The 23,996-nt window shown below is 71.1% G+C and carries 23 protein-coding genes; 7 read left to right on the plus strand and 16 right to left on the minus strand.

The window, feature by feature from the left end:
* The first annotated feature begins 83 nt into the window (after nucleotides 1–83).
* Nucleotides 84–2,282 carry a glycoside hydrolase family 3 C-terminal domain-containing protein gene (locus HHX35_RS36010; protein WP_182903088.1) on the plus strand — a complete coding sequence of 733 codons (2,199 nt, stop codon included), beginning with the start codon at nucleotides 84–86 and terminating at the stop codon, nucleotides 2,280–2,282.
* A gap of 115 nt (nucleotides 2,283–2,397) precedes the next feature.
* Here the strand turns inward: HHX35_RS36010 and HHX35_RS36015 are convergent, their stop codons facing one another.
* From HHX35_RS36015 to HHX35_RS36025, 3 genes are all read right to left on the minus strand, one after another.
* Nucleotides 2,398–4,056, minus strand: coding sequence for a TIGR03767 family metallophosphoesterase (locus HHX35_RS36015; protein ID WP_182903089.1), 1,659 nt, complete (start codon nucleotides 4,054–4,056; stop codon nucleotides 2,398–2,400).
* Nucleotides 4,057–4,325: 269 nt separating this feature from the next.
* A complete protein-coding gene (locus HHX35_RS36020; RefSeq protein ID WP_220506274.1) occupies nucleotides 4,326–4,766 on the minus strand; it encodes a hypothetical protein in 441 nt (146 codons plus the stop codon).
* A 218-nt stretch (nucleotides 4,767–4,984) separates the two neighbouring features.
* Nucleotides 4,985–5,617 carry an HD domain-containing protein gene (locus HHX35_RS36025; RefSeq protein WP_182903091.1) on the minus strand — a complete coding sequence of 211 codons (633 nt, stop codon included), beginning with the start codon at nucleotides 5,615–5,617 and terminating at the stop codon, nucleotides 4,985–4,987.
* A gap of 71 nt (nucleotides 5,618–5,688) precedes the next feature.
* Between HHX35_RS36025 and HHX35_RS36030 the strand changes: the two genes are divergently transcribed.
* Nucleotides 5,689–6,636: a GlxA family transcriptional regulator gene (locus HHX35_RS36030; RefSeq protein WP_182903092.1), complete on the plus strand. Its 948-nt coding sequence runs from the start codon at nucleotides 5,689–5,691 to the stop codon at nucleotides 6,634–6,636.
* Nucleotides 6,637–6,882: 246 nt separating this feature from the next.
* Complete coding sequence (locus HHX35_RS36035; RefSeq protein WP_182903093.1) at nucleotides 6,883–7,260, plus strand: hypothetical protein; 378 nt, start codon at nucleotides 6,883–6,885, stop codon at nucleotides 7,258–7,260.
* On the opposite strand, the gene HHX35_RS36040 is transcribed toward HHX35_RS36035, so the two are convergent.
* A complete protein-coding gene (locus HHX35_RS36040) occupies nucleotides 7,222–7,509 on the minus strand; it encodes a YciI family protein (protein ID WP_182903094.1) in 288 nt (95 codons plus the stop codon). The genes HHX35_RS36035 and HHX35_RS36040 overlap by 39 nt on opposite strands.
* Before the next feature lie 815 nt (nucleotides 7,510–8,324).
* On the opposite strand from HHX35_RS36040, the gene HHX35_RS36045 reads away from it, so the two are divergent.
* A complete protein-coding gene (locus tag HHX35_RS36045) occupies nucleotides 8,325–8,909 on the plus strand; it encodes a dihydrofolate reductase family protein (protein WP_182903095.1) in 585 nt (194 codons plus the stop codon).
* Nucleotides 8,910–8,971: 62 nt separating this feature from the next.
* Nucleotides 8,972–9,760, plus strand: a complete 789-nt coding sequence (locus HHX35_RS36050; protein ID WP_182903096.1) for an MBL fold metallo-hydrolase — start codon at nucleotides 8,972–8,974, stop codon at nucleotides 9,758–9,760.
* A gap of 92 nt (nucleotides 9,761–9,852) precedes the next feature.
* Here the strand turns inward: HHX35_RS36050 and HHX35_RS36055 are convergent, their stop codons facing one another.
* From HHX35_RS36055 to HHX35_RS36105, 11 genes are all read right to left on the minus strand, one after another.
* Nucleotides 9,853–11,205: a family 43 glycosylhydrolase gene (locus HHX35_RS36055; RefSeq protein ID WP_182903097.1), complete on the minus strand. Its 1,353-nt coding sequence runs from the start codon at nucleotides 11,203–11,205 to the stop codon at nucleotides 9,853–9,855.
* 278 nt (nucleotides 11,206–11,483) lie between these two features.
* Nucleotides 11,484–12,917 carry a gamma-aminobutyraldehyde dehydrogenase gene (locus HHX35_RS36060; protein ID WP_182903098.1) on the minus strand — a complete coding sequence of 478 codons (1,434 nt, stop codon included), beginning with the start codon at nucleotides 12,915–12,917 and terminating at the stop codon, nucleotides 11,484–11,486.
* 75 nt (nucleotides 12,918–12,992) lie between these two features.
* Nucleotides 12,993–13,343, minus strand: coding sequence for a cupin domain-containing protein (locus tag HHX35_RS36065; RefSeq protein ID WP_182903099.1), 351 nt, complete (start codon nucleotides 13,341–13,343; stop codon nucleotides 12,993–12,995).
* A gap of 70 nt (nucleotides 13,344–13,413) precedes the next feature.
* The gene (locus HHX35_RS36070; RefSeq protein ID WP_182903100.1) at nucleotides 13,414–14,790 is read right to left on the minus strand and encodes an FAD-binding oxidoreductase; all 1,377 of its coding nucleotides are present in this window, start codon (nucleotides 14,788–14,790) and stop codon (nucleotides 13,414–13,416) included.
* Complete coding sequence (locus HHX35_RS36075) at nucleotides 14,787–15,923, minus strand: ABC transporter ATP-binding protein (RefSeq protein ID WP_220506275.1); 1,137 nt, start codon at nucleotides 15,921–15,923, stop codon at nucleotides 14,787–14,789. The genes HHX35_RS36070 and HHX35_RS36075 overlap by 4 nt, the downstream gene beginning before the upstream one ends.
* Nucleotides 15,913–16,707 carry an ABC transporter permease gene (locus tag HHX35_RS36080; RefSeq protein ID WP_182903101.1) on the minus strand — a complete coding sequence of 265 codons (795 nt, stop codon included), beginning with the start codon at nucleotides 16,705–16,707 and terminating at the stop codon, nucleotides 15,913–15,915. The genes HHX35_RS36075 and HHX35_RS36080 overlap by 11 nt, the downstream gene beginning before the upstream one ends.
* Complete coding sequence (locus HHX35_RS44875) at nucleotides 16,704–17,615, minus strand: ABC transporter permease (RefSeq protein ID WP_220506276.1); 912 nt, start codon at nucleotides 17,613–17,615, stop codon at nucleotides 16,704–16,706. The genes HHX35_RS36080 and HHX35_RS44875 overlap by 4 nt, the downstream gene beginning before the upstream one ends.
* Complete coding sequence (locus HHX35_RS36090) at nucleotides 17,600–18,691, minus strand: ABC transporter substrate-binding protein (protein ID WP_182903102.1); 1,092 nt, start codon at nucleotides 18,689–18,691, stop codon at nucleotides 17,600–17,602. The genes HHX35_RS44875 and HHX35_RS36090 overlap by 16 nt, the downstream gene beginning before the upstream one ends.
* Nucleotides 18,684–20,201: an FAD-dependent oxidoreductase gene (locus tag HHX35_RS36095; protein ID WP_182903103.1), complete on the minus strand. Its 1,518-nt coding sequence runs from the start codon at nucleotides 20,199–20,201 to the stop codon at nucleotides 18,684–18,686. Before HHX35_RS36095 ends, HHX35_RS36090 begins: the two co-directional genes overlap by 8 nt.
* Complete coding sequence (locus HHX35_RS36100; protein WP_182903104.1) at nucleotides 20,198–21,394, minus strand: FAD-dependent oxidoreductase; 1,197 nt, start codon at nucleotides 21,392–21,394, stop codon at nucleotides 20,198–20,200. Before HHX35_RS36100 ends, HHX35_RS36095 begins: the two co-directional genes overlap by 4 nt.
* Before the next feature lie 2 nt (nucleotides 21,395–21,396).
* Entirely contained in the window at nucleotides 21,397–21,759 is a 363-nt protein-coding gene (locus HHX35_RS36105; protein ID WP_182903105.1) for a (2Fe-2S)-binding protein, read from the minus strand.
* Between the two features lie 194 nt (nucleotides 21,760–21,953).
* Between HHX35_RS36105 and HHX35_RS36110 the strand changes: the two genes are divergently transcribed.
* Nucleotides 21,954–22,589, plus strand: a complete 636-nt coding sequence (locus tag HHX35_RS36110) for a TetR/AcrR family transcriptional regulator (RefSeq protein ID WP_182903106.1) — start codon at nucleotides 21,954–21,956, stop codon at nucleotides 22,587–22,589.
* A 107-nt stretch (nucleotides 22,590–22,696) separates the two neighbouring features.
* Entirely contained in the window at nucleotides 22,697–23,593 is an 897-nt protein-coding gene (locus HHX35_RS36115; protein WP_182903136.1) for an aminoglycoside phosphotransferase family protein, read from the plus strand.
* 25 nt (nucleotides 23,594–23,618) lie between these two features.
* On the opposite strand, the gene HHX35_RS36120 is transcribed toward HHX35_RS36115, so the two are convergent.
* On the minus strand, nucleotides 23,619–23,969 hold the full coding sequence (locus HHX35_RS36120) for a hypothetical protein (RefSeq protein WP_182903107.1): 351 nt from the start codon (nucleotides 23,967–23,969) through the stop codon (nucleotides 23,619–23,621).
* Nucleotides 23,970–23,996: the final 27 nt, after the last annotated feature.

The raw sequence follows: 23,996 nt of genomic DNA on the forward strand, positions 1-23,996 counted from the left end.
TTGATTTCGATCACGATACCAGCCTAGGTTATCTACCGTTTGGTAGATAGCGCTGTCGCGCCTGTTCAGAGAGTTGTGTGCGCATGTCGACGCCCTCTTCTCCCACTCCCTTCTCCGCCGCCGTCACCGCGGTGCGTGCCGGACGGCCCCTGGACGAGGCGGTCGACGAGTTGCTGTCGGAGCTGACCCGGGAAGAACGCCTGTGGCTGCTGGACGGAGACCTGCCGTTCTGGCGGGGCATGGCCGAGATGATGACCGAGGGGTACAACCTCACCCCCATCCCGATGGGCCGCGTCGAACGGCTGGGCATCCCCGGCCTGTTGTTCTCGGACGGCCCGCGCGGCGTGGTGATGGGGCGGTCGACCGCGTTTCCGGTCTCCATGGCCCGCGGCGCCACCTGGGACGTGGCACTCGAGGAGCGGGTCGGCACGGCTATCGGGCTCGAGCTGCGCGCCCAGGGCGCCAACTTCTTCGGCGGCGTGTGCGTCAACCTGCCCCGCCACCCCGCCTGGGGGCGTGCCCAGGAGACGTACGGCGAGGACCCGATCCTGCTCGGCGAGTTCGGCGCGGCGCTGACCCGGGGGGTGCAGCGCAACGCCATGGCCGTCGTCAAGCACTTCGCGCTCAACAGCATGGAGAACGCCCGCTTCAAAGTCGACGTCACCGCCGGCGACGCGGCCCTGCACGAGGTCTACCTGGCGCACTTCCGCCGGATCGTGGAAGAGGGCGTGTCGGGCGTCATGACCGCCTACAACTCCGTCAACGGCGAGTGGGCCGGGCAGAACGAGCACCTGATGGAAGGCGTGCTCCGCGGGATGTGGGGCTTCGAAGGCGTCACCGTCTCCGACTTCATCTGGGGCCTGCGCGACGCCGCCGCCTCGCTGCGCGCCGGGCTGGACGTGGAGGAGCCCTTCCGCCAGCAGCGCGCCGAGCACCTGCCCGCCGACCTGGAGGCGGGCCGGGCGAGCTGGGACGACGTCGACCGGGCGGCCCGCCGCGTCCTGCGCACCCAGCTGCGCCACTACGCCGCCCTCACAGAGCCCGAGCCCCCGCTCGACGTGGTGTTCGGCCCCGAGCACCGCGCACTGGCGCGCGAGGTCGCCGCCCGCGGCATGGTGCTGCTCAAGAACGAGCCGGTCGGTGACGCGCCCCTGCTCCCCCTGCATCGGGACGCCGTCACCTCCCTGGCGGTCATCGGGCGCCTGGCGGACGTGGCCAACACCGGGGACAACGGCTCCTCCGACGTGCGCGCGCCGGAGGTGATCACCGCGCTGCGGGGTCTGACCGAGGCGCTCCCGCGGACCCGGATCACCCATGTCGCCGACGACGATCCGGCCGCTGCCGCCGCCGCGGCCGGACAGGCCGACGTCGCCGTCGTCGTCGCCGGCTACACCGCCGCGGACGAGGGCGAGTGGGTCGGGGGGGACGTGCTGACCGATCCCGGCCTGCTGGCGCTGTTCCCACCCCCCGGCGACGACCCCGCCGGGCAGTCGTTCGCGGCCTTCCTGGCCGAGCCCGGCGCGGTGGACTCCATCAGCGGGGGAAGCGCCGGCGGCGACCGCGCGAGTCTGCGGCTGCGGCCCGTCGACGCCGACATCATCCGGGCCGTGGCGGCGGCCAACCCCCGCACCGTCGTGGTGATCGTCACCGCCGGGGCCGTCATCACCGAGGAGTGGCGCGACGCCGTACCCGCCGTGCTGGTCTCCTGGTACTCCGGCTCTGAGGGGGGCCGCGCCCTGGCCGACGTGCTGCTCGGCGACGTCGACGCCGCCGGACGGCTGCCGTACTCGATCCCGGCCGCCGAGGAGCACCTGCCGCACTTCGACCGCGACGCCACCGCCATCACCTACGACAAGTGGTTCGGCCAGCGGCTGCTGGACCGGGACGGCCACGCGCCGGCCTTCCCGCTCGGGTTCGGGCTGTCCTACACCGGCTTCGCCCTCGCCGACCTCACCGTCAGCGTTCCCGACGGCGACTCCTTCACGGGCGTCGTGACCGTGACCAACACCGGCTCGCGTGCCGGCCGCCACGTGGTGCAGCTCTACGGACGGCCCACAGGCATCGACGCGGCCGCGGACGACTTCCCCACCCGGGTCCTGCTCGGCTTCGCCACCGTCGACCTCCCGGCCGGAGCGTCGGCCCGGGTCACCGTGCCCGCCTCGACCCGGCCCCTGCAGAGGTGGACGCCCACCGGGTTCGTCCCCGCCTCCCCGACGGCCCTGATCGAAGCGGCGTCCTACGCCGGCGACCCCGACGCCGTCGTGTCGACCGTCACGCTGTGACGACGGTGGTCAGCAGCGTCGCAACCGACGGCACAAGGAGATACGGCGATTTCCGGTACGGCCGGGGGCGACCGCTCTGTCACCTCCGTGCCAGCAGGTGCCCGCAGGCGCGCCGTCAGCGCCTCTTCAACAGAAGCTCGGTGTTGCGGTCACCGGGCAGGCCCGCCAGCCCGCTCCGCATGCCCGGGGAGTTGAACGAGAGCTCCCGGTAGAGCGCGGCCAGGCCGCTTTGGGACAGATCGGTGAAGTCGGTGCGGTGCGGCGCGGCCGACTCCACCAGCGTGGTGAACAAGGACAGCGTCCCATCGTGATTGTCGGCCAGCTCGACGACCCTCGCCAGCTGCGGGTAGTCGACGTGGGAGGCGGTGGAGATCTCCCAGAAGCCGCCCTGAGCCACGATTTTGTTGAGGTGCGAGTGACCGTTGATCCACGCGGCCACGTTGCCGTGCTTCCTCAGCACTGCCAGCAACTCCTGCCCGCCGTGGCGCTTCTCGTGCGGGCGGGCCGGATTGGGGGCGAGGTTGGTCATGGCCCAGCTCGGGTGATGACTGAAGATCAGCGCGGTGTCGTCGGCGTGGGTCTTCAGGGTCCTCTCCAGCCAGGCCAGCTGCCGGGTGCCGACCGATCCGCGATAGTCGCCGCCGCGGTCGGTGGTGTCCAGGCTGATGCCGACGACCCCGTCGGCGATCCGGAAGGAGTAGTCCAGCCGGCCGCTGTCGAGATTGTCCCGGGTGTAGCCGTGGCCGACGGGTCCCGAGCCGGTGTACGCCGGGTCGAGGTGAGCGGCGATGTAGGCGTGCGGGCTCAAAGGGGCGCGGCGCTCGTCGGCGGTGACCGTGCGGGCCTTGCCCTTGAAGCGCTTCCACGCGGCACGGAAGCCGGCGCCCGTGGGGTCGCCCCGGCGCAGTGCCCGGTAGACGGCGCCGGCCTCCGAGGCGGGCAGGGCGAACAGCTTGCGCGAGCCGGTGGCCAGGTCGGTGAAGAAACCGCCGGCCGCGGAATAGGCGCCGCCGAAGAGCTGGTCGTGATTGCCGATGGTGGAATACCACGGCACGGCCAGGCCGGGGCTGCTCACTTCGCGGATGGCCGCCTCCAGGAAGCCGTCCAGGCGGGGGAACCCCACCCGCTTGTCGACGTCGCGCATGCCGGAATCGGGCTGCCAGTAGAGGCCCAGGCCGGAGCTCTGCACGCCCTCGTACGCGCCGGGGTCGCCGGTGTTGGGGGTGAAGCGGCCGCCGGTCATGGCGGTGAGGAACCACTCCAGCTCGACCCGGGAGTTGTTGTCGGTGTTGTCACCGGTGGTCATGACGAAGCCGATCGGCGCCCGGGTGGCCGGGCCGTACCGCAGGGTGTTGACCTGTTCGATCAATGAGACGGCGCCGACGGCGGTCAACGCCTCCTGCGGGCGCCAGGAGCCCATGTCGCCGGCGCGCAGGAACTCATAGCGCTGCGGGTTCTGCACGTCGGTGATGTGCAGGTCGGTGAACTGGACGAAGCAGGCCAGCGCCGTGCGGCGTTCGGCCCTGCCCTTCTTGGCCTCGGCCAGCTCGGTGCGTGTCACCCGTCGCCAGCCAGGGCCGTCGGACAGCCTGCGGTATCCGCCGGTGCCGTGCGGTCCGGCGACGGAGTGAACCGTCGTCATGGGCGTCGTGGTCGAGGGCGTCACGGCCGAGGAGGCGGCCGGGGTGGAGGGAAGTGCGATCTCCAGCGCGACGCCCGAGGCGGTCATCCCGGAGGCGAGCAGGAAGGCGCGGCGGCTGAGGGCGGGATCCATGATGCTCCCAGTGGTGGCGTCGAGGCGAACGTCCACTGGGAATGTTTGACAGCGGGAATGACTCCCGGCCTAACACGGCTGAAACGCTGTCCAGCCATATATGGCCTAGAAATAGCCGTAGGTGATACGGACACCTGGGGGCAGCGGGCCGGAAGCCTGCCGCTTTCCCACCGTTCAGAAGAGCTCGGTCTCGGGTCCGCGAGGCCGCCGCGGCCGGCCGGTCGGCCCGCGACGTGAAGGTCCCGTCGTGGACCTCCACCTCACAGTCGCTACGGGAGACCAGAGGCACGGTGATCAGCTCTGGACCCGGTGCGAACGTCGCGCCACCAGTTCGGCCAGGCGTCCACCAGATAGACGACGAACGGGATCCACCACACCAGGTCGTTGGTGACCACGAGGATCCCGGAGGACACCGGCCACTGGCCCGTGGAGAAGAGCCACAGCCAGCCGAGCGGGCCGAAAATCTTGCCCGCCAGCCCCACAGCCGCGATCAGGAAGCCTCGCTCGGGCCGCAGCGCCACATCCAAATACAGCACGCCGTACAGCGCCAGGACCATGCCCAGAGTCGTGAAGATCTGCGGATGGTTCTGGGGCGACATCCCAGCGAACCGGAAAAGCCACTGTGGGTCCATGGCCGCGTACGCGCCCCAGGCGATGTTGTAGACCCCGGCGGCGACGAAGACGGCCCGATGCAGGCGCCGGCGTTTCACAACGCATTCCGGCTGATTCGCTTGGCTCGTCATCGGCCCGGCGTACCCCTCACCTGTGGTCAGGACATGATGCGCCGCGCGACGATGCCTCTGTGCCTCGGCGACCAGGCCCGGGCGCGGCGACTACAGCCGCCATCGAGTATCCACGGTCCGGATCCGGGTCCGGGAGGGCTGGGGCAGGCAGAGATGTCTGCTTGCGCTCCGGCTCGACAGGGCGGTCACTCTCCCCAGCGGGAGGAGGCGGCGGCGAGTTCCAGGCTGGTCACGCCGTCGGCTCGGCGCTCGCGCAGCAGTTCGCCGCCGATCGAGTAGCGGGGAGCCGCGGCGGCCGACCGGGCGGCTCGCTCCACTATCGCGTCGACGAGCGAACGGGCCATGGCGAGGCGGGGATAGGCGGCGTGAATCCGCTTCTCCCACCCGGAGACGATCTCCGCGTTACGCCCGAAGTCGATGCCTACGCCCTCACGGGTGAGGTAGGCGAGCAGGCCGCGGCGCTCAGCGATGCCGGGAGAGGCGTGCAGGGCGATCGCCTCCCACACGCGGTCGATGTCCGCCTCGGCGACGCGGTGCTCCCGCAGCAGGTCCGCCGCCAGGTCCGCGCCTTCCACCTCGAAGCGGGCTTCGCCCTTGGCGAGGTCGCCGGTGCCCAGATCGTGCAGGACGGTCGCGGCGAACAGCAGGTCACGGTCGTAGGCGGAGTCCTCCAGGCACCCCTCGTGGGCGGCGAGGAGCTGGGCGAACAAGAAGCTGCGCACGCTGTGGTTGGCCACCGACGGGGTCTCGGAGGTACATGCGGTGGAGAGGATGGCCTCGGCCAAGGGGCCGGTGGGCAGGTCAAGCGAGAAATCCATGTGCGCAGGCTACGAATCAGACCGCCGTTCTCGGCAGTGGCACGCGGGCCTACTATCGCTACGATCGTGCCATGTCGAAAGGAGAGGGGCACCGCGTCGCGGTGCTGGCGCTTCCGGGAGTCCTCCCGCTCGACCTCGGCATACCGGCGCAGGCCTTCGGGACGGGCCCGCACTACCAGGTCACCGTCTGTGCCGATCCCTCGGCCGGGCCGGTCCGCAGCGGCGGGTTCACCGTGGCCACGCCTGCCGGGCTGGAGGCGCTGCGGGACGCCGACACCGTCGTCGTCCCCGGCTACCAGGATCCGGAGGCCCCGCTTCCCGCCGCGGCACTGCGGGCGATCCGCTCGGCGTACCTCCGTGGAGCGCGGCTGGTGTCGATCTGCACGGGAGCGTTCGCGCTGGCGGCCACAGGGCTGCTGGACGGGCGCCCCGCGACGACCCACTGGCGGCAGACCGCTCTGCTCCAGCGCCTGTACCCCCGGGTCGACGTACGGCCGAACCGGCTCTACGTCGACGACGGCGACATCCTCACCTCGGCGGGGGTGACCGCGGGCGTCGACTTGTGCCTGCACATCATCCGAAGGGATCACGGTGCCGCGGCCGCCAATGCCCGCGCGCGGGCACTCGTCGCCCCGCCCCAGCGCTCCGGCGGCCAGGCGCAGTTCATCGAGCGCTTCCGGCCAGATGCCCGTGGTGACGGCCTCGCGCCGATCCGCGGCTGGATGCTCGACAACCTCGCTCGCCGTCAGACCGTGGACGAGCTCGCCCACCGCGCGCACATGTCCCGCCGGACGTTCATCCGGCGCTTCCAGCAGGAGACGGACACCTCACCGATGGCCTGGCTGACCGCCGCCCGCATCGACTGGGCTCGCGAACTGCTGGAGACCACCACGGCCCCCGTCGAACAGGTCGCCCACCTCAGCGGTCTGGGCAGCCCCGCGGCCTTCCGGGCGGCCTTCCACCGCCACGTCGGCACCTCCCCCGCGAACTACCGAGCCACCTTCCGGCGGTCGCTCTAGGCGTGTTTCAGAGTCGGCTTCAAGCGAGGCTGCGACTCGCCACGCGAGAACCGCTCCGCCGCCTCCAAGCGCAGCCACTCGCGCCGCTCCTGCTCGGCCGGGGTGTACCCGCCGGCTGCCGCGTACCTCCTAACCCAGAGATAGCGCGCCCGCAACGATCCGTCACCCACCACGAGAACGCCACGAGTTCATCCTGAGTACGGGCAAAAGCTCCCGGACGAAGCCGCCAAGGTGCCCACGCGCACCATGCCCAACATCATCGTCAAGCTCCTCTCCCACCTGAACCCGCAGATGGCGATGCTGCGCCCCGAACTGGGCCGCACAAGGCTCATCGACAGCAGCAAGGCCCGCACCCAGCTCGGCTGGCATCCCCGCCCCACCGAGCAGACCATCGTCGACACCGCCACCGCGCTCATCGCCAACAACGCACTCAGCAGGCAGCCGCCGCCATCGCGATCCGGAGCTGGCCCGCAAGACCGCTTGCGCCACGCACGTCATTTTCGGCGGCGCGAGTGGGAAAGTTCCAGGATCGTCCAGTCGTGCTCGGGCGCCAGCGCGTCTGCGTCCCCACGTGGCTTTGATGGTTCAGTTCTTGAGGCTCTCCAGGCCGTCTGCCAGGAGTAGCGGTGTGAATTCCACGACGGTGTGAGTGGCGACGTTGTTGAGGACGTACGGATCGGTGGCCAGGATCTGGGCAAGTTCTTCGGTGGGCATGTCGGTCGTGAGGTAGACGCCACCGACCAGGGGCACTTGACGTCCGGCCACCAGGAGCAGCCGCCGGGTGATGAGATCTTTCAGCCATTCGCCGTGGGCCGGGCGCCACTGATCTACGTCCTTCAGAGGTGCCGTGTAGGTCACTGTGACAACGAACATCCGTGGATTGTGACAGGTGAGGCGGGAAGGGCGCCTCCTGATTTTCGATCGTGAAGAGGGATATGACGGGACGGGGTCGCGGAGCCGGATCTCGCGCGAACCGCGCCTACCACGCAGACGCGGTAATCCGCGCGACGATTCCCGAACCGGCCGGCCAGCGGGGTCGCCGCAAGCGACGTGGTCGCCGGGGTGGGCCTCCCCCGCTCTTCCACCGCGATGACTACGAGGATGACCCCTCGTGGTTCGCCTCGGTCGCGGTCACCGACGACGGCGGCTACGAGGTCGTCCGCCGTGACACTCAGCGTCGGGAACACGAGGTCACAACCAGCCTTGACCGCGGCGAAATCGCCCGGGACCTAACCATCTGGATGGCCACCCGCACCTGACCGGGACAGCCGGCCAACACACCAACCCACTTCTAAAACACGCCCTGTCGGCCGGCGGGAGGGCCGGCTCGGCTTGGGAACGTACCCCGCCAGGCCGTCCGATAGAGGCGACCGCCGGAGACCGCCGCGCTCCTCGGCCCCTTCGGCACGGCCCTCAGGACGGACGAGTCGTAGACGGGCTCGAACCGCACGGTGCCGCTGATCCGGAACGCGCTCCTGGATTTCGCGCCGAAGAACGCGCGTGCGGTCTCCGACGTGCCGATGCCGTGCTCCTGTGGTCGTCTTCCCAGACAGAGTGACGCCATCCGCGTGCGAGCCGCGTCGTCGGTCCCCGCGCAGCGCATCGCCGAACCGATTGCGAAACACAACCGGATGACCTAGCGTTGGCCTACTGATAGCAAAACGCAACCAGTTGGGATGAGGCGAGGAATGAGCGACACCGAGCGGCAGACCGCGACCGGGAAGGTCCTCTGGCACTTCACCATGTCCCTGGACGGTTTCGTGGCGGGGCCGGACCACGGGATGGACTGGATGAGCGGGATCTCGGCCCGCCCGGGCCTGGTCGACGAGTACGTCCGGAGCACGGGCGCCGTGCTGGGCGGCCGGGACGGCTGGGACGCCGCCGGTGGCCACCGTCCGTACGGCGGCCTCTGGGACGGTCCGGTCTTCGTGCTCACCCACCACCCCGAGGACGCGGCGCCCGCCGACGGCGTCACGTTCCTGAACTGCGACCCGGCCGAGGCGGTGCGGATCGGCCTGGAGGCGGCCGGCGGCAAGAACCTCGAAGTGTTCTCGCCCACCATCGGGCGGCAGCTTCTCGACCTGGGGCTGATCGACGAGATCGACCTTCACATCGCGCCGGTCCTGCTCGGAGAGGGTATCCGGCTGTACGACAACCCCGGCGGCGGGCCGATCCGCCTCCACCGGCTCGGCGAAGCCGACCCCACGTCGGTCGTGAACGTACGCTACCGGCCGGCCACGACGGCGCGGATCCCGGCCGGCACCGTCGAGTGACCGAGCGGCGGCGGCACCGATCGTCACGCACGGCCGCAGACGCGATCTGACACTCTGTACCGATGCGACAGGTCACCGTGCTCGGCAGTTGTGGCGCATTTCCCGAACCGGGCCGTGCCTGCAGTGGCTTCCTGGTGGACTGGGACGGCTTCCGCATGGTGCTCGACCTCGGATACGCCACGCTGCCCCGGCTGCTCGCGCGCCGGCCAGACGGCGCGGTGGACGCCGTCGTCATCACGCACGAGCACCCGGATCACTGCATCGACCTGCACGCGCTGTTCCGAATGCGGTTCTACGGCCACCCGGGTGCACCTCGGCTGCCGTTGTACTGCCCGCCGGGCGTGCTCGACCGCATCGGCGGACTGGAACCCGACGTCGACCTGCGTACGGTCTTCGAGGTGCATCCGCTGCCTGGCCGCCACCGGGTGGGGCCCTTCGAACTGACGGGGCTGTCGCTTCCGCATCACGTGCCCAACGCGGGCGTCCGCCTGGAGGCCGGCGGAATCGCCCTGGCCTACTCCGGCGACACCGGCCCGACCCCGGTGCTGGCCGAACTCGGCCGCGACGCCGACCTGTTCATCGTCGAGGCCACCGACCGCGGCGGCGAGACCGGCCGCTCCACCCGCAATCTCATGACTTCCGCCGAGGCCGGTCATTGGGCCCGGCGGGCGGGTGCCCGCCGTCTGATGCTCACCCACTTCTGGCCGGGCAACGATCGGGACGCCTCCGTGGCCGCCGCTCGGCCGGCGTTCGGCGGTGAAGTGCTGGCCGCCGAGGAGGGCCTCACCGTCGGGATCGGTGAAGGTGTGATCGCGAAGGACGTCCCGAGCGGTGGCGTGGGCCCCGGGTGACGCGCCGCCGGCGCCTGCCGAGCTGGTCGAGCCCGCTCAGGCCGCCGGCGTACGGCCGAGACTCCCAGTGGCGCCAGTCCGCGCCGGGGTGGTCAATCCTTGCTGTGTCCCGGGTTCCGGCGCGCGACGTACAGGCGGTTGCCCTCGGGGCCGGTCCACTCCAGCCGTACGACGCCGGGCACGGCGGCGTCGCCGATGCGCGACGGGTCGGCCCAGTAGCCGACGTTGGGGTTGCGGAAGAACGTCGCCCACAGCCGGCCGCTGCGATCCACGAAGATGTTGTTGTGGCCGGCGCCGACGCCGAGGGTCCACCGCTTGGAATACGGCCCCTCGAACTTGTCCGCGACGGCGATGATCGCGTCGTACTGGTACTGCACGCGGCCGGGGGCGGCCGCGTCGTAGGCGTACCGCGTGCCGCCGTCGGAGTTGGCCGACGAGCGGTCCCACGCGGCGTGGATGAGGTAGTACTTGCCGCCGTACTTGAACACGTACGCGCCTTCGAGATACGGCTCGGGTGCGTAAGGCGTCTGCTGGAACTTCGGCAGGTTCGTCGTCGGGATGATGTCCTCCATGTCATCCCGGAACTTCGCGTACAGGTTGTTGTGCAGCACGAGAAACGCCTCGTCGCCCTCGCTGTACAGGCCGCCGTCGATGTGGTGGTAGGCGCCGGGCTTGATGAAAGCGGGCCCGCCGATGAAGGAGTCACCGAAAGGCTTGTCGTGGTTGCCCTGGATGAGCCGGTACGGGCCCTCCACCCCGCCCTCGCTCACGAGCATGAACGAGCCGACCTTCTGGGAATGGTCGCCCATGCACGCGACGATGTACCACTTGCCGCGGAAGTAGTGCACCTCGGGCGCCCAGGCGTTGCCGCGCTTGCCGAACTGGTCGTCGTACCAGTACTCCTGCCACGGAGCGACGACCGTGCGCCCGGGCCGGTTCTCGCCGACGAACTCGGGCGACCACACCTTGCCCTTCTCGGCGTCCGGCCGGATGCCGGTGGTGTCGGCCAGCTTCCACGGCCCGTGCAGGGACGTGGCCGTCCACACGAAGATGCCGTCGTTCCACGGGCCGGCCGCCCCGAGCCCGGGCACCCGGGTGGTGCCGGTGGCGACGTAGATCGGACGACCGTCGACGTCGAAGCAGTTGACGTAGGTGTCCCGCATCCAGACCCGGCCGAGCTCCTCGTCGCGGGGGCGCAGCTCCAGGGGGAGGATGAAGGAGTTGTCGTCGCGCGGCCACAGGTCGGGCCGCGTGTCCGCCAGGCCGTAGGGCGCGAGCTCGGGCCAGTTCGACGGGTACCGCCCCTTCGGCGCGCCCCCGTTCGGCAACTCCTTCGGGTCCGCGTGCGCGGCGGCCGCGGGCAGCGCCGCCGCTCCCAGCAAGCCCGCCACACCGGCCAGCACGGACCGCCGGCCCACGTACAACCCGTTATCGGAACCAGTCATCAGTAGCGTCCTCCTTTCTCACGCAGGACGCGGGCGCCCTGCCGGGAGGACACGGTAGTGAGACTCATTTCGACAGTGAACAGACGACAAAAAGGTTCTCCACGCGCTCACGCCGGGCCCGGACGTCACTTGCAGCCGGTCGTGGAAGTCTCCGTCGTTTCCGGGCCGGGTGCGGAAAGCGACCGGTGACGAATCCGTGTGAAGCGTCAGCCGGACAGGAATATCCGGCGCGCGCAATGCCGAATCGCTTTCCATTTTCAATCGCGAATTCGAAAGGCCTACATGTCGATGTTGCTCATGACGTGCTTGATCCGGGTGTAGTCCTCGAATCCGTACATCGACAGGTCCTTGCCGTATCCGGAGTGCTTGAACCCGCCGTGCGGCATCTCGGCGACCAGGGGGATGTGCGTGTTCACCCACACGCACCCGAAGTCGAGCTTGCGTGCCATGCGCATCGCCCGGCCGTGGTCCTTCGTCCAGACGGAGGACGCCAGTCCGTACTCCGTGGAGTTGGCGATTCTCAGGGCGTCGGCCTCGTCGGCGAAAGGCTGCACGGTGATCACGGGACCGAAGATCTCCTTGCGGACGATCTCGTCCTCCTCCCGCAGGCCTGACACCACCGTCGGGGCGTAGTAGAAGCCACGGTCGCCGATCCGGCCGCCACCCGCCACGACCTCGGCGTGTGCCGGGAGCCGCTCGACGAACCCGGAGACGTGAGCGAGCTGAGCGGCGTTGTTCAACGGCCCGAAGTCGGGATCGGCGACACCGGGGCCGGTGCGGTGGGCGCGCGCCTGCTCCGCCAGGGCGCCCGTGAGCGCGTCGTGCACGCCTTCCGCGACCAGGACCCTGGTGGCGGCCGTGCAGTCCTGCCCCGCGTTGTAGTAGGCGGCTCCGGCGATCTTCCGGGCGGCGGCCTCGATGTCCGCGTCGTCGAAGACGACGACGGGCGCTTTGCCGCCGAGTTCCAGATGGACGCGCTTGAGGTCGGCCGCGGCGCTGCCGGCCACCTGCATGCCGGCCCGGACCGAACCGGTGATGGAGACGAACTGCGGGATCTCGTGCTCCACCAGGGCGCGGCCGGTGCCGCGGTCACCGCACACGACGTTGAAGACGCCCGGCGGCAGGAACTCAGCGGCGATCTCGGCCAGCAGGAGAGTCGAGGCGGGAGTGGTGTCCGACGGCTTGAGCACGACGGTGTTTCCTGCCGCGATCGCCGGAGCGAACTTCCACACCGCCATCATCATCGGGTAGTTCCACGGCGTGACCTGGGCGCACACCCCGATCGGCTCCCGCCGGACCATCGACGTGTGCCCCGGTGCGTACTTTCCGGCGGACAGTCCGGACAGCTGCCTGGCGGCGCCGGCGAAGAAGCGGACCTGGTCGGCCATCGGCGGCACCTCGCCCGACGCGGTCGCTCCACGCGGCTTGCCGGTGTTGCGGCACTCCACGTCCACGAGCCGGTCGGCGTTCTCCTCGATGGCGTCGGCCAGCCGCAGCAGCGCGCGGGCGCGCTCCCCCGGAGTCGTGTCGCGCCAGGTCTCGAACGCGGAGGCCGCCGCGCGCATCGCGACGTCCACCTCCTCCTTCGAGGACACGGGTGCGAGGGCGTAGGGCTCGCCGTCACAGGGATCGATCAGCTCGGAGGTGACGCCGTCGGTCGTGTCGGTGTAACGACCATTGACGAAGTTCTTCAATACCGGCAAGTCAGACACTGGGGGAAATCTCCTGAAGTTGCGCTTTGTTCGGCCGACACGGCCGGGGAGACCGGGGGAACGCCTGCGGAAGAGTCACAGGCGCGTGGTCACGTACGTCTTCCGCACGGTCTCGTGGACGTACCACTCCCCCCGCCAGCCGGCCGGCATGACCAGGGTGCTGCCGGGGCCGGCCTCCTGCTCCGTGCCGTCGGCCGAGACCACGGTCACCCGCCCGGAAAGGATCTGGCAGATCTCGTGGTAACCGTCCCGCACGGCGGTGAACCTGCCGGGAGTGCACTCCCACACGCCGGCGCTGGTCCTGCCGTCCTCGGAGGTCCACACCGCGAGGGCCGCCTCGCGCTGGTCACCCTCGACGGAGGTCGGCTTGGGCGCGGCGGGGCCGAGGACGGCCGTGCTCGCGTCGGGTACGACGATGCTGGTCAACTTCTCTCCTGTTCGTCCGCCGGATCACCCGGCGGCTCACCTGTGCTGTACGTGGCACCGTCCGGCGGGTTCAGTTCCGGCGGGCCACGGCGTCGGCGATCCTGGCGATGGGCGACGTCGTCGTCCGGCCGCCCACGATCTCGGCCCGATCGGCCGCGCGGTAGGCGGCGTACATCCCGCGCACGCCGATCCAGCGCAGCGGTTCGGGCTCCCACCTGCGTACCTTTCTGCCGACCCAGGGCAGCCGGGTCAGGTCGGTGTCGGCGCCGAGCACGAGGTCGCGCAGCGTCCTCCCTGCGAGGTTGGTCGTGGCCACGCCGTGACCGACGTAGCCGCCGGCCCAGCCGAGCCCGGTCCGCCGGTCCAGCGCGGCGGTCGAGCACCAGTCCCTCGGCACGCCGAGGACGCCGCACCAGGCGTGTTCGACCGCGGCGTCGCGGACGGCGGGGAAGAGCCGCACCAGGGCGTCACGCAGGGCGCGCACCGTCGTGGCGTGCGTGCGCCCGTCGTCGTCCGTACGGGAACCGAACAGGTAGGGCACACCGCGCCCGCCGATGGCGATGCGATCGTCGGCCGTCCGCTGGGCGTAGATGTAGGCGTGGGACATGTCGCCGAGCAGTTCGCGGCCCTCCCAGCCGATCCGCTCCCACACCCGGCCGGGCAGCCGCTCGGTGACGATGAGCGAGGAGTTCATCGGCAGCCAGGTCCGCCGCTCGCCCGCCAGCCCGGCGGTGAACCCCTCCGTGGCGCGCAGCACGAAGTCCGCCCGCACGGCGCCGTACGGAGTACGCGCCTCGTGCGGCACGATCTCCGTCACCGGGGTGGACTCGTAGATCCGCACCCCGAGTCCCTCGACGACCCTCGCGAGCCCCTGCACGAGCTTGGCCGGCTGCACCCTGGCGCAGTGGGGGCTGAACGAGGCGCCGAGCGCGCCGTCCACCCGGATCCTGGCCGTGGTCTGCTCGGCGTCGAGTTGCTCCACTTCGGTGTCGCCCCAGGCCCGGGCCGCCCGCACCTGGACGGTCAGGCGCGGCAGGTGGGACGGGGCGTGCGCCACTCTGAGAATGCCGCCCTTGACGATGTCGGCGTCGATGCCCTCGGCGCGTGCCACCGCGATGACCTCGTCGACGGTCTCGTTCATCGCCCGCTGGAGGGCCTGCACGCCTTCACCGCCGTGGGTGCGGGCGAACCTGCGGGGCGACCCCGCCAGCGCGCCGGTCAGCCAGCCGCCGTTGCGGCCGGAAGCGCCGTAGCCCGCGAACTTGCGCTCAAGGACGACGATGTCCAGGCTCGGCTGCGCCTTCTTCAGGTAGTAGGCGGTCCACAGGCCGGTGTAGCCGGCCCCGACGATGCAGACGTCCGCGTCGACGGGCCGCTCCAGAGGCGGGCGTCGCGCGGGCAACCCCGTCTCGCGGTACCAGAACGACACTCCGCCGTTGGCGGTCATGTGAGGATCCTTTCGGTGGTGGGGTCGTCGGGCAGCAGGACGCAGTCGTCGGGATGCCAGCAGAGGCGGGCGCGGTCGCCCACCCTCAGGTCGCTCGACGTGCCCGCCTGCTCGCGTACGAGACCCCGCGCGCCGCCGGGCAGCAGCACCTCCAGCTTGCGGGCCGCCCCGAGGTAGATCTCCTCCACCACGGTGACCGGGATCGCGTTCCCGCCGCCGCCGGCGTCGGTCTCGTCGGCCTCCAGGCGGAGCCGTTCCGGCCGCACGACCAGCGCGGCCGGTCCGCTGCGTATCCCGCCGGAAGCTCGTACGGCGAAGCCGTCCAGGTCGAGGCGGGACCGGCTCCCGTCCGGCGTCGCGGTGCCCCGCAGGACCGTGGACTCGCCGAGGAACCGGGCCACGAACAGCGTGGCCGGCCGCTCGTACAGGTCACGGGCGGTGCCGACCTGCTCGATCCCGGCGTTGTTGAACACCGCGATGCGGTCCGAGAGGACCAGCGCCTCCTCCTGGTCGTGGGTCACGAACACGAAGGTGGACCCGACCTCCCGGTGGATGCGTTTGATCTCCAGTTGGAGGAACTCGCGGAGCTTGCGGTCGAGCGCGCCGAGCGGTTCGTCCATGAGCAGGACGCGCGGGCTGAACACGATGGCCCGGGCGAGCGCGACCCGCTGCTGCTGCCCGCCGGACAACTCCCGGGGGTGGCGGGAGGCGTGACCCGGCAGTTGCACGGTCTCCAGGGCGGCGGCGACGAGGCGGTCGCGCTCGGCCCTGGGCACCCTTCGCTGTCGCAGCGGGAAGGCGACGTTCTGGGCGACCGTCATGTGCGGGAAGAGCGCGTAGTGCTGGAACACCACGCCGATGTCCCGTTTGTGCGCGGGCACGGCGCCCACGGGCCGGTCGTCGATCCGGAGGGTCCCGGACGTGATGTCGGTGAAGCCGGCGATCATGTTGAGGGTCGTCGTCTTGCCGGAGCCGGAAGGCCCCAGGAACGTCATGAACTCCCCCGGCTCCACAGTGAGCGTGACGTCGTCGACGGCGACGGAGCCGCCGTAGCGCTTGGTCATGCCGCTCAGGTCGATGCGGGCGCCCTTGCCTGCGGGCAGGGCGGCCCCCTCGGGCGGGTCAACGGGCACGGTTCCTCCTTGCGGCCAGGGTGAGGCCACCGCCGACCAGGACCGTGGTGAGGACCAGGATCATGGTCGCGGCGGCGGCGAGCGTGGGATCGGTCTCACGGGTGACGCTCGAGTACATCTGGACGGGCAGGGTGACGAGGGTGGGGCTCTGGATGAACAGGGAGACCACGACCTCGTCGAACGAGGTCACGAACGCGAACAGGGCGCCCGAGACCACACCCGGCATGATCAGCGGCAGGGTGACCTGCCGGAACGTCGCCCACCGCCCGGCGCCCAGGCTCGCGGCCGCGGTCTCCAGCCGGACGTCGAACGTGCGCAGGGAGGCCGTCACGGAGACGACGACGAAGGGCATGGCCAGGACGGTGTGCGCGGCGACGAAGCCGACGAGCGTCCCGGCGAGGCCGAGCTTCAGGAAGACGGCGTAGATCCCGATGGCCAGGATGATGCCCGGGACGATCATCGGGGCGAGCAGCAGTACGCTCGCGGCGGCCGCGCCCCTTCCGTTCGTCCAGCGAGTGAGCCCGAACGCCGCCGCGGTGCCGAGAGTGGTCGCGACGACGGCGACGAGAACGCCGACCAGCAGCGAGTTGGCCAGTGTGGCGGTCCACGCAGGATCACCGAAGAAGTTGGCGTACCATCTGGTCGACCAGCCGGTCGGCGGGAACGTCAGCGACACCTTGTCGGTGAAGCCGAGCGGGATCACCACCAGAGTGGGCGCCACCAGCCATGCGGCGACCAGCACGCCGGCGGTCCACAGGGCGGCGCGGCCGAGCCGGGCGCTCATCGGGCGCCCGCCTTGCCCCGGCGGCCGGCCCGCATGGCCAGGCCGAGCAGTCCGATCAGCAGCAGGGTGGCGGCGAACAGCACGACCGCCATGGCGCCGCCCCTGCCCCACATCAGCATGCCGCTGACCTGGGTGTACATGAACTGCGAGATCAGCGCCTCACTGGGCGAGCCGAGCAGGGCCGGCGTGACGTAGAAGCCCAGCGAGGTGATGAAGACCATCGTCGCCCCGGCGGCGACTCCCGGCAGGGACAGCGGCACGAAGACGCGCAGCAGCGCGACCAGCGGGCGGGCGCCGAGGCTCTGGGCGGCGGTCAGCAGCCGCCGGTCGATGCCGCTCATCACCGAGTACAGCGGCAGCACCATGAACGGCATGAGGATCTGGACCATCCCGATGAGGACTCCGGTCTGCGTGCGGACCAGGCTCACCGGTCCCAGGCCGAGCAGCCCGAGGAACCCGTTGACGAGGCCGGTGTCCTGCAGCAGCACGAGCCAGGCGAAGGTCCGGACCATGAGGCTGGTCCAGAACGGAAGCATGACGATCAGCAGCAGCGTCGCCCTGGCCCGGGGCGAGGCCACCGTCATCAGGTACGCATAGGGATAGGCGAGGCACAGGCAGATCACGGTCGCCCACAGTGCCGTCGAGAACGTCCTGGTCAGGACGGCGACGTTGGCCGGGGAACCGAAGAACCAGGCGAAGTTGCCGGTTCCCGGCGATGGTGTGGTGAACGCGCTGGCGAACGTCTGCGCGACCGGGTACGCGAAGACCGCGAGCAGGACCAGCAGGGCGGGGACGATCAACAGGAACGGCCAGTTCCGCGCCCTGCCCCGGGAGCCGCCGCCCTTCTCGGCGGGTGTGGCGGCCGTCGCCGGGCCGCTCGGGGACAGCGGGCTCAGGAGAGCAGCCACTGCTGGAACCTGTCGTTGACGGAGTCCCGGTTCTTGCCCCACCACTCGTCGTTCACCTTGACCTGGGTGTCGAGGTGGGTGGTCGGGAGGTTCTCCCTCGCCGAGGGGTCGACCTTGTCCTGCGCCGCCTTGCTCACCGGTCCGTACGGCTGATACTTCGTGAACTCGGCGGTGGGACCGGCGGAGGTCATGGAGGCGATGAGCTTCATCGCCTCGGCCTTGTTCCTGCTGCCCTTCACCACGACCCAGTACGCCTCCTGCGACAGCCAGGAGTCCCAGGCGATCGTGATTGGGGCGTTCGCCGCCGACAGCACGGCGCGGGCGATCCACACCATGCCCATGACCGCCTCCCCGCTCTCGAGATACTGCTGGGCCTGGGCTCCGGTCTCCCACCAGATGAGCTGGTCCTTGATCGTGGACAGCTTCTTCAGCGCCCGGTCCACGTCGATCGGATAGAGGTCTGCCGGGGCGACGCCGTCGGCGAGCAGCGCGATCTCGAAGATGCCGCCGCCCACCGACTTCCACGCGGTGCGCTTGCCCGGGTACTTCTTCAGGTCGAAGAAGTCCGCCCAGGGGGTGGGCGCGGCGCCACCGGTCTTGTCGGAGCGGTACGCGAGGACGGTGCCCTCGATGTCGGCGGCGACGCGGTACGTCTGCGCGTAGCCGTCGACGATGGACGACTTGTCGACGATTGAGTAGTCGATCGGCTCCAGCCACTGAGCATCCGACTCGCTGCCGAAGTCGTTCCCGACGACCACGATGTCCCAGGACGGGTTGCCCGACTCGGCCTGCGCCTTGATCTTGGCGTTGTCCGTCGGGCCGTCCTCCTTCACGGTGATCCCGTTCTTGGCGGCGTACGGCGCCCACATGGTCTTGGCCTGGGCCTTCTGGTAGTCGCCGCCGAAGCTCACGACGGTCAGGGTCGCGCCGCCACCGCCACCGCTCGACGACGAGGCGGAGAAGCCACCGCCGCAGGCGCTGAGCACGCCGGAGGCCGCGAGGAGGCCGAGCCCTTGGCCGCCGCGGATGAGCAGCGTTCGGCGGGAGAGCATCCCGTGCGCGCCGGTGTCAGTCACTGGTTCCTCCTGAAGGAGACGGCCGCCCGGCCGCGCCGGGCGAGACAGGGGTGAGGGGAAGGTCGCTTCCCGGCTTCCATCGGGACAGGCGGCGGCCCGCTTCGGCGCCGTGGGCCAGGGCGGTGGCGGGGTCGGTCGTCCCCGCCGCGCCGCCCGCGACCGCCACGCCGCCCGGCAGGGAGTAAGGTCCGTCCGCCTCGTCACGGGTGACGTCGAGCGTGACGTCGCCGTGGTAGAGCCGCTGCAGAAGCAGTTCCTCGGCGGGTCGCCGTCCCGCGGCCACCACCACCGTGTCGCAGGCCAGCCGCACGACCGGACCGCCGGGGCCGCGCATGCCCTGCGGGGCGACCACCAGCCGGCGCACGCCCCGGTGCCCCACGGCCTCCCGTACGGCGTGGCCCGGCAGGTAGGGTACCCGCGCGGCGGCGAGCACCGCCGGGAACGCCCCGGCCGGGATCTCCCGTTCCGGCCGGGGGTCGACGACGGCCGCGAGCGTGACGCCGACGGCGTGGAGCTGCTCGGCGAGGCCGTAACCGTACGGCTCGGCGGCCACCACGACGGCGCGTGCGCCGGGGCGGACGTGATCGACGTTGATCAGACGCTGGACCGGACCGGCCAGCATCACGCCGGGAACGTCGTTGCCGGGGAACGGCATCGGGACGTCGTAGTCGCCGGTCGCGACCAGCAACCGCTCGGGACGCAGCACCAGCAGGCCGTCCGGAGTGTCCACCGGCAGCACTCCGCCCTCGTACCAGCCGAGCGCGGTCGACGCGGTGAGCACCGTGATCGAGGCGTGCGCCCGCGCCCGGGCCGCGAGGCCGTCCGCCAGCCGGAATCCGGGGGCCTCCACGCCGTCGAGGCCGCGCACGCGACGCGTCTCCGCCCGGAGCACGCCGCCCGGCTCGTCGCCCTGGTCCACCAGGACCACCTCCAGCCCGCCCTCGGCGGCGGCCAGGGCGGCGGCCAGCCCGGCCACACCGCCGCCGACGACGGCGAGCGGGGTCCACAGCTCTCCCAGACCGGGCCGGAGCGCCCCTGCGGCGACCCCGGCCGCCACCGTCCGCCCGCCGCCGGCGATCACGCCCATGAGGCGCTCCGCCAGATGGGCCAGCCGGGGTGACCCGCGGAACAGCCGGAACTGGAAACCCGCCGGAACGAGCGCGGAGAACCGGTCGACCACCCCGAGCAGATCCCGGTCGGCGCCGGGCCAGGCACGCTCCCGGCGCACCGACTCGCCCCCGCGCAGCGGAGTGGCGCACCCCGGCACGCCGTACTGACCGTCGACGGTGAGCTGGCAGCCGGGGCACGAGGGGGTGCCGCAGGTCAGCCCGATGCCGCGGGGGCGGTGGTACTTGAAGCTGCGCGAGAGCACCCGCACCCCGGCGGCGTGCAGCGCCGTGGCGACCGGCTCGCCCTCGTAGCCGTGCAGGGTCCGGCCCTCGAACGTGAACGCGACCCGCCTGGACCTGCGCGGCGAAGCTGACGGATGGTCGGTGATGCGCAGGTTCATGCGGCGCTCCCCTCCTCCGCGGCGACCACGAGGGTGCCTTCCTGGATGAGCCGTCCCTCGTGCAGACGGGTGACCGAGAAGGGCCGGATCAGCTCCGGCATGACGCCCTCGTGGATCCCCCGGGCGAGCAGCGCGCCGGTCGCGGGAGCGCCCATGAAGCCGTAGACCCAGCCGCAGGTCAGGTGGAACCCGCTGACCTCGGGCACCGGACCGATCACCGGGGACAGGTCGTCCGCCTGGTCGACCAGCCCCGCCCAGTGGCGGAGCAGCCGGACCCCGGCCAGCCGGGGCAGCAGCCGGACGAACTTCGCGGCCATGTCGGCGAGCAGCGTGTAGGTGCCGTTGAGGCTGTCGCTGACGTCGGAGTACGGCAACTCGGTCCCGCCCACGAACTCGCCCCTGGCCGTCTGGTGGCAGTAACCGAGCAGTTCCAGGCTGGCGAGCGCGGGACGCAGGAACGGCGCCACCGACTCGGTGACGATCATCTCCAGGCGGCAGGTGCGGGTCGGCAGCCGCACGCCGGCCATCTCGGCGATCGTCCTGGCCCCGCCGCCCGCCGCGTTCACCACGACCGGCGCGGCGACGTCCCCGCGGTCGGTGCGCACGCCGCGTACGGCTCCGCCGGCGACCTCGACACCGGTCACCGTGACCCCGGTGTGGATCTCGACGCCGAGGCGCGCGGCGGCCCGGGCGTACCCCCACACGACGGCGTCGTGGTGGGCGAATCCGGCGTGTTCCTGGTAGACGCCGCCCAGCGCGAGATCGGGATTGACCTCGGGAACGATTCGGCGTGCCTCCTCTGCAGTGACGAACTGCGAGCGCACGCCCAGCGCGGCCTGCCGTACGGCGTCGGCCCGGCACCGCTCGACCTGCTCCGGCGTGGAGGCCAGCACCAGGTAGCCGCTGCCGGAGAACAGCACGTTGAAGTCCAGTTCGGCGGAGAGCGTGCGCCAGCGGCGCAGCGACTCGTCGAACAGGCCCGTCCACTCGCGGGAGCCGAACGCGGAGCGGATCATCTCGCCGTTGCGCCCGCTGCCGCCGCCTCCGGGGTAGCTCCGGTCCAGCACCGCCACGTCCCGGACGCCGAGCTTGGCCAGCTCGTACGCCAGGGCGAGGCCCTGCACGCCCGCGCCGACGATCACCACGTCGTACGCGCGGCGGAGCGGGGAGCGGCAGGCTCCGGGGACCGCCATGGTCAGGCACCCCCCGTCGCGCCGCTCGCAGCGCCTGCCTCGGGTCCCGCCTCGGGGCCCGTCTGGGCGGGCGGCCCGGCAGACGGCCCGGCGGACGGCCCGGCGGCGCCGGCGAGCACGCCGAGGAGGACGGGACGCAGCGGGGGCCGGGCCGTGGGGCGCCGGGAGACCCGTCCCTCGTCGCCGCCCGACAGCTCCCGCAGCAGTTCCATGACCGGACCCGCGCAGTGCTTGCCCTGGCAGGGGCCCATGAAGACGGCCGTCGCCCGCTTCAGCGTCTCGGGGTGGGTGTAGCCCGCGGCGTACATCGCCCGGATGTCCTCGACGGTCACGTCATGGCACGGACAGATGATCGTCTTGCCCACCGCCCCCTCCAGTCCATGGCTCGGCGGGACGCTCCGACCTGCGTCAAGCGTCCCGGCTCCGTTAGTACCGCATTATTAGAAGAGCGGGTTCATTCCCTTGTCAATAGGGCTTTTCGGGTTCCTTCTACGCGTCAGGGATGGCTATAGTGCGACCCGGAGGCGACAGGACAGGACCGTCCAAGAAAGGGCAACGGGTGGACACCGCACTGGAGGTACGGACCGACGGTCAGCGAGGGCGCATCCTCGCCTCGGTCATCGAGCTGGTCGCCGAGATGGGCTACGAGCGGGTCCGGCTGCGGGACGTCGCCAAGCACGCCGGGGTGTCGATCGGCACCCTGCAGCACTACTACGAGACCCGCGACGGACTGATGCTGGCCGCCTTCGCGCACCACACGGGGAAGATCGTCAAAGGGCTCGAGGAGATCGCGGCACGCCATCGCGACCCATGGGACCGGATCCGTGACCTGGTGGAGTACATCACCCACCCGCGAGGCTTCCGGAACCGCTGCCTCGCCTTCATGGAGTTCGCCGCCGCGTCCGCCAGGGACAAGGAGCTCAGGCACCTCTTCGAGCTGCAGTACGACGGCTGGCGAGCGCCGGTGCGGGCGGCCGTGGAGGAGGGCCTGGCGGCCGGGGTCTTCCGGGTGGTCTCCACCGTCGAGGAGACCGTCGACCTGATCCTCACCCAGATCGACGGCCTGGAGATCGCCGTGGCGACGCAGATATCCGGCTTGACCAGGGCACGGATGCACGACTCGCTGCTGCGCAGCATCTCGGTGCACCTCGGCCTGCCGCCGTGGACGCCCGGCCAGGGGGCCGCGGACACCTGACGGCCGGCCAGGAGGCCGCGGACACCTGACGGCCGGCGAAGCCGCCCCAGGGGGCCGAAAACAGGTTGCGGAAGGCGACCGGAACGCGGAACGCTCCCGGCGTGAAGATGCACGCCGACCAGCTGACGGTGTCACAGGAGACGGTGCGCGCCTTGGTGGACGAGCAGTTCCCGCAGTGGCGGAGCCTGCCCGTCACCGGCGTCGCCGCCCATGGGACGGTCAACGCCATCTTCCGCGTCGGCGATCACTTCACGGCCCGGTTTCCCCTGCAGCCAGGGCCGGTCGACGCGACGCGACGCTGGCTGGAGTCCGAAGCGGAGGCGGCCCGCGAGCTGGCGGGCAGCACCCGCTTTCCCACGCCGGAGCCGGTCGCGCTCGGCGAGCCCGGTGCGGGATATCCGCTTCCGTGGTCGGTGCAGACGTGGCTGCCCGGCGCCGTGGCGACCGACGAGGACCCGGGCGAGTCGGTCGCGTTCGCCCACGATCTCGCCGATCTCATCAACGACCTGCGCGCGGTCGGCACGCGTGGCCGTACGTTCTCCGGCAAGGGCCGGGGAGGCGACCTCCGGTCCCACGACGCGTGGATGGAGACCTGCTTCGAACGCAGTGAAGGGCTGCTGGACGTTCCCCGGCTGCGCCGGATGTGGGCGACGTTCCGAAGCCTGCCGCGCGAAGCGGCCGACGTGATGACCCACGGCGATCTCATCCCCGGCAACGTGCTCGTGTCCGCCGGCCGCCTCGCCGGGATTCTCGACGGCGGCGGCTTCGGGCCGGCCGACCCCGCTCTCGACCTCGTGAGCGCCTGGCATCTGCTGGAGGCGGGGCCGCGCCAGGTGCTCCGTCTCGACCTGGGGTGTGACGACCTCGAGTGGGAGCGGGGCAAGGCGTGGGCCTTCGCGCAGGCCATGGGGGCCGTCTGGTACTACCTCGAGACCAACCCGGCCATGAGCCGGATGGGCCGGCGCACCATCGAACGGATCCTGGCGGACGGCGGGCCCGCCTGAGCCTGCGCCCCTCGGACGCAGGGGCTCAGCCGCGGGTGACGCTGACGCCGCCGAAGACGCTGTAGTTGCGAACCCGGATGACACGCCCGGAGGGACCAGGCGTTCCCGGCTCCACATGGCGTCCGCCGATCAGGCTGAAGCCCTCGACCTCCACCGTGACGTCGGCGGGCACCCGCAGCCGCACGCCGCCCGCGATCGAGATCTTCGTCACCGAGGTGACCGGCGCGATCTCGGCGTCGCTCAGGTCGAGGTCGGCTCCGCCGACGGGGGTGAGGACCACCGTGTCCGCGGGCATCCGCCCCGGCCCCCGACGCTTCAGGCCGCCGATGAGGGAGATGTGCCAGTCCGTACGCTGCGATGATGGCGTGTTCGTCATGACCATCACAGTACGGATCACGCGATG

The sequence above is a fragment of the Microbispora sp. H10830 genome, assembly GCF_014161375.1.
GTDB lineage: Bacteria > Actinomycetota > Actinomycetes > Streptosporangiales > Streptosporangiaceae > Microbispora > Microbispora catharanthi.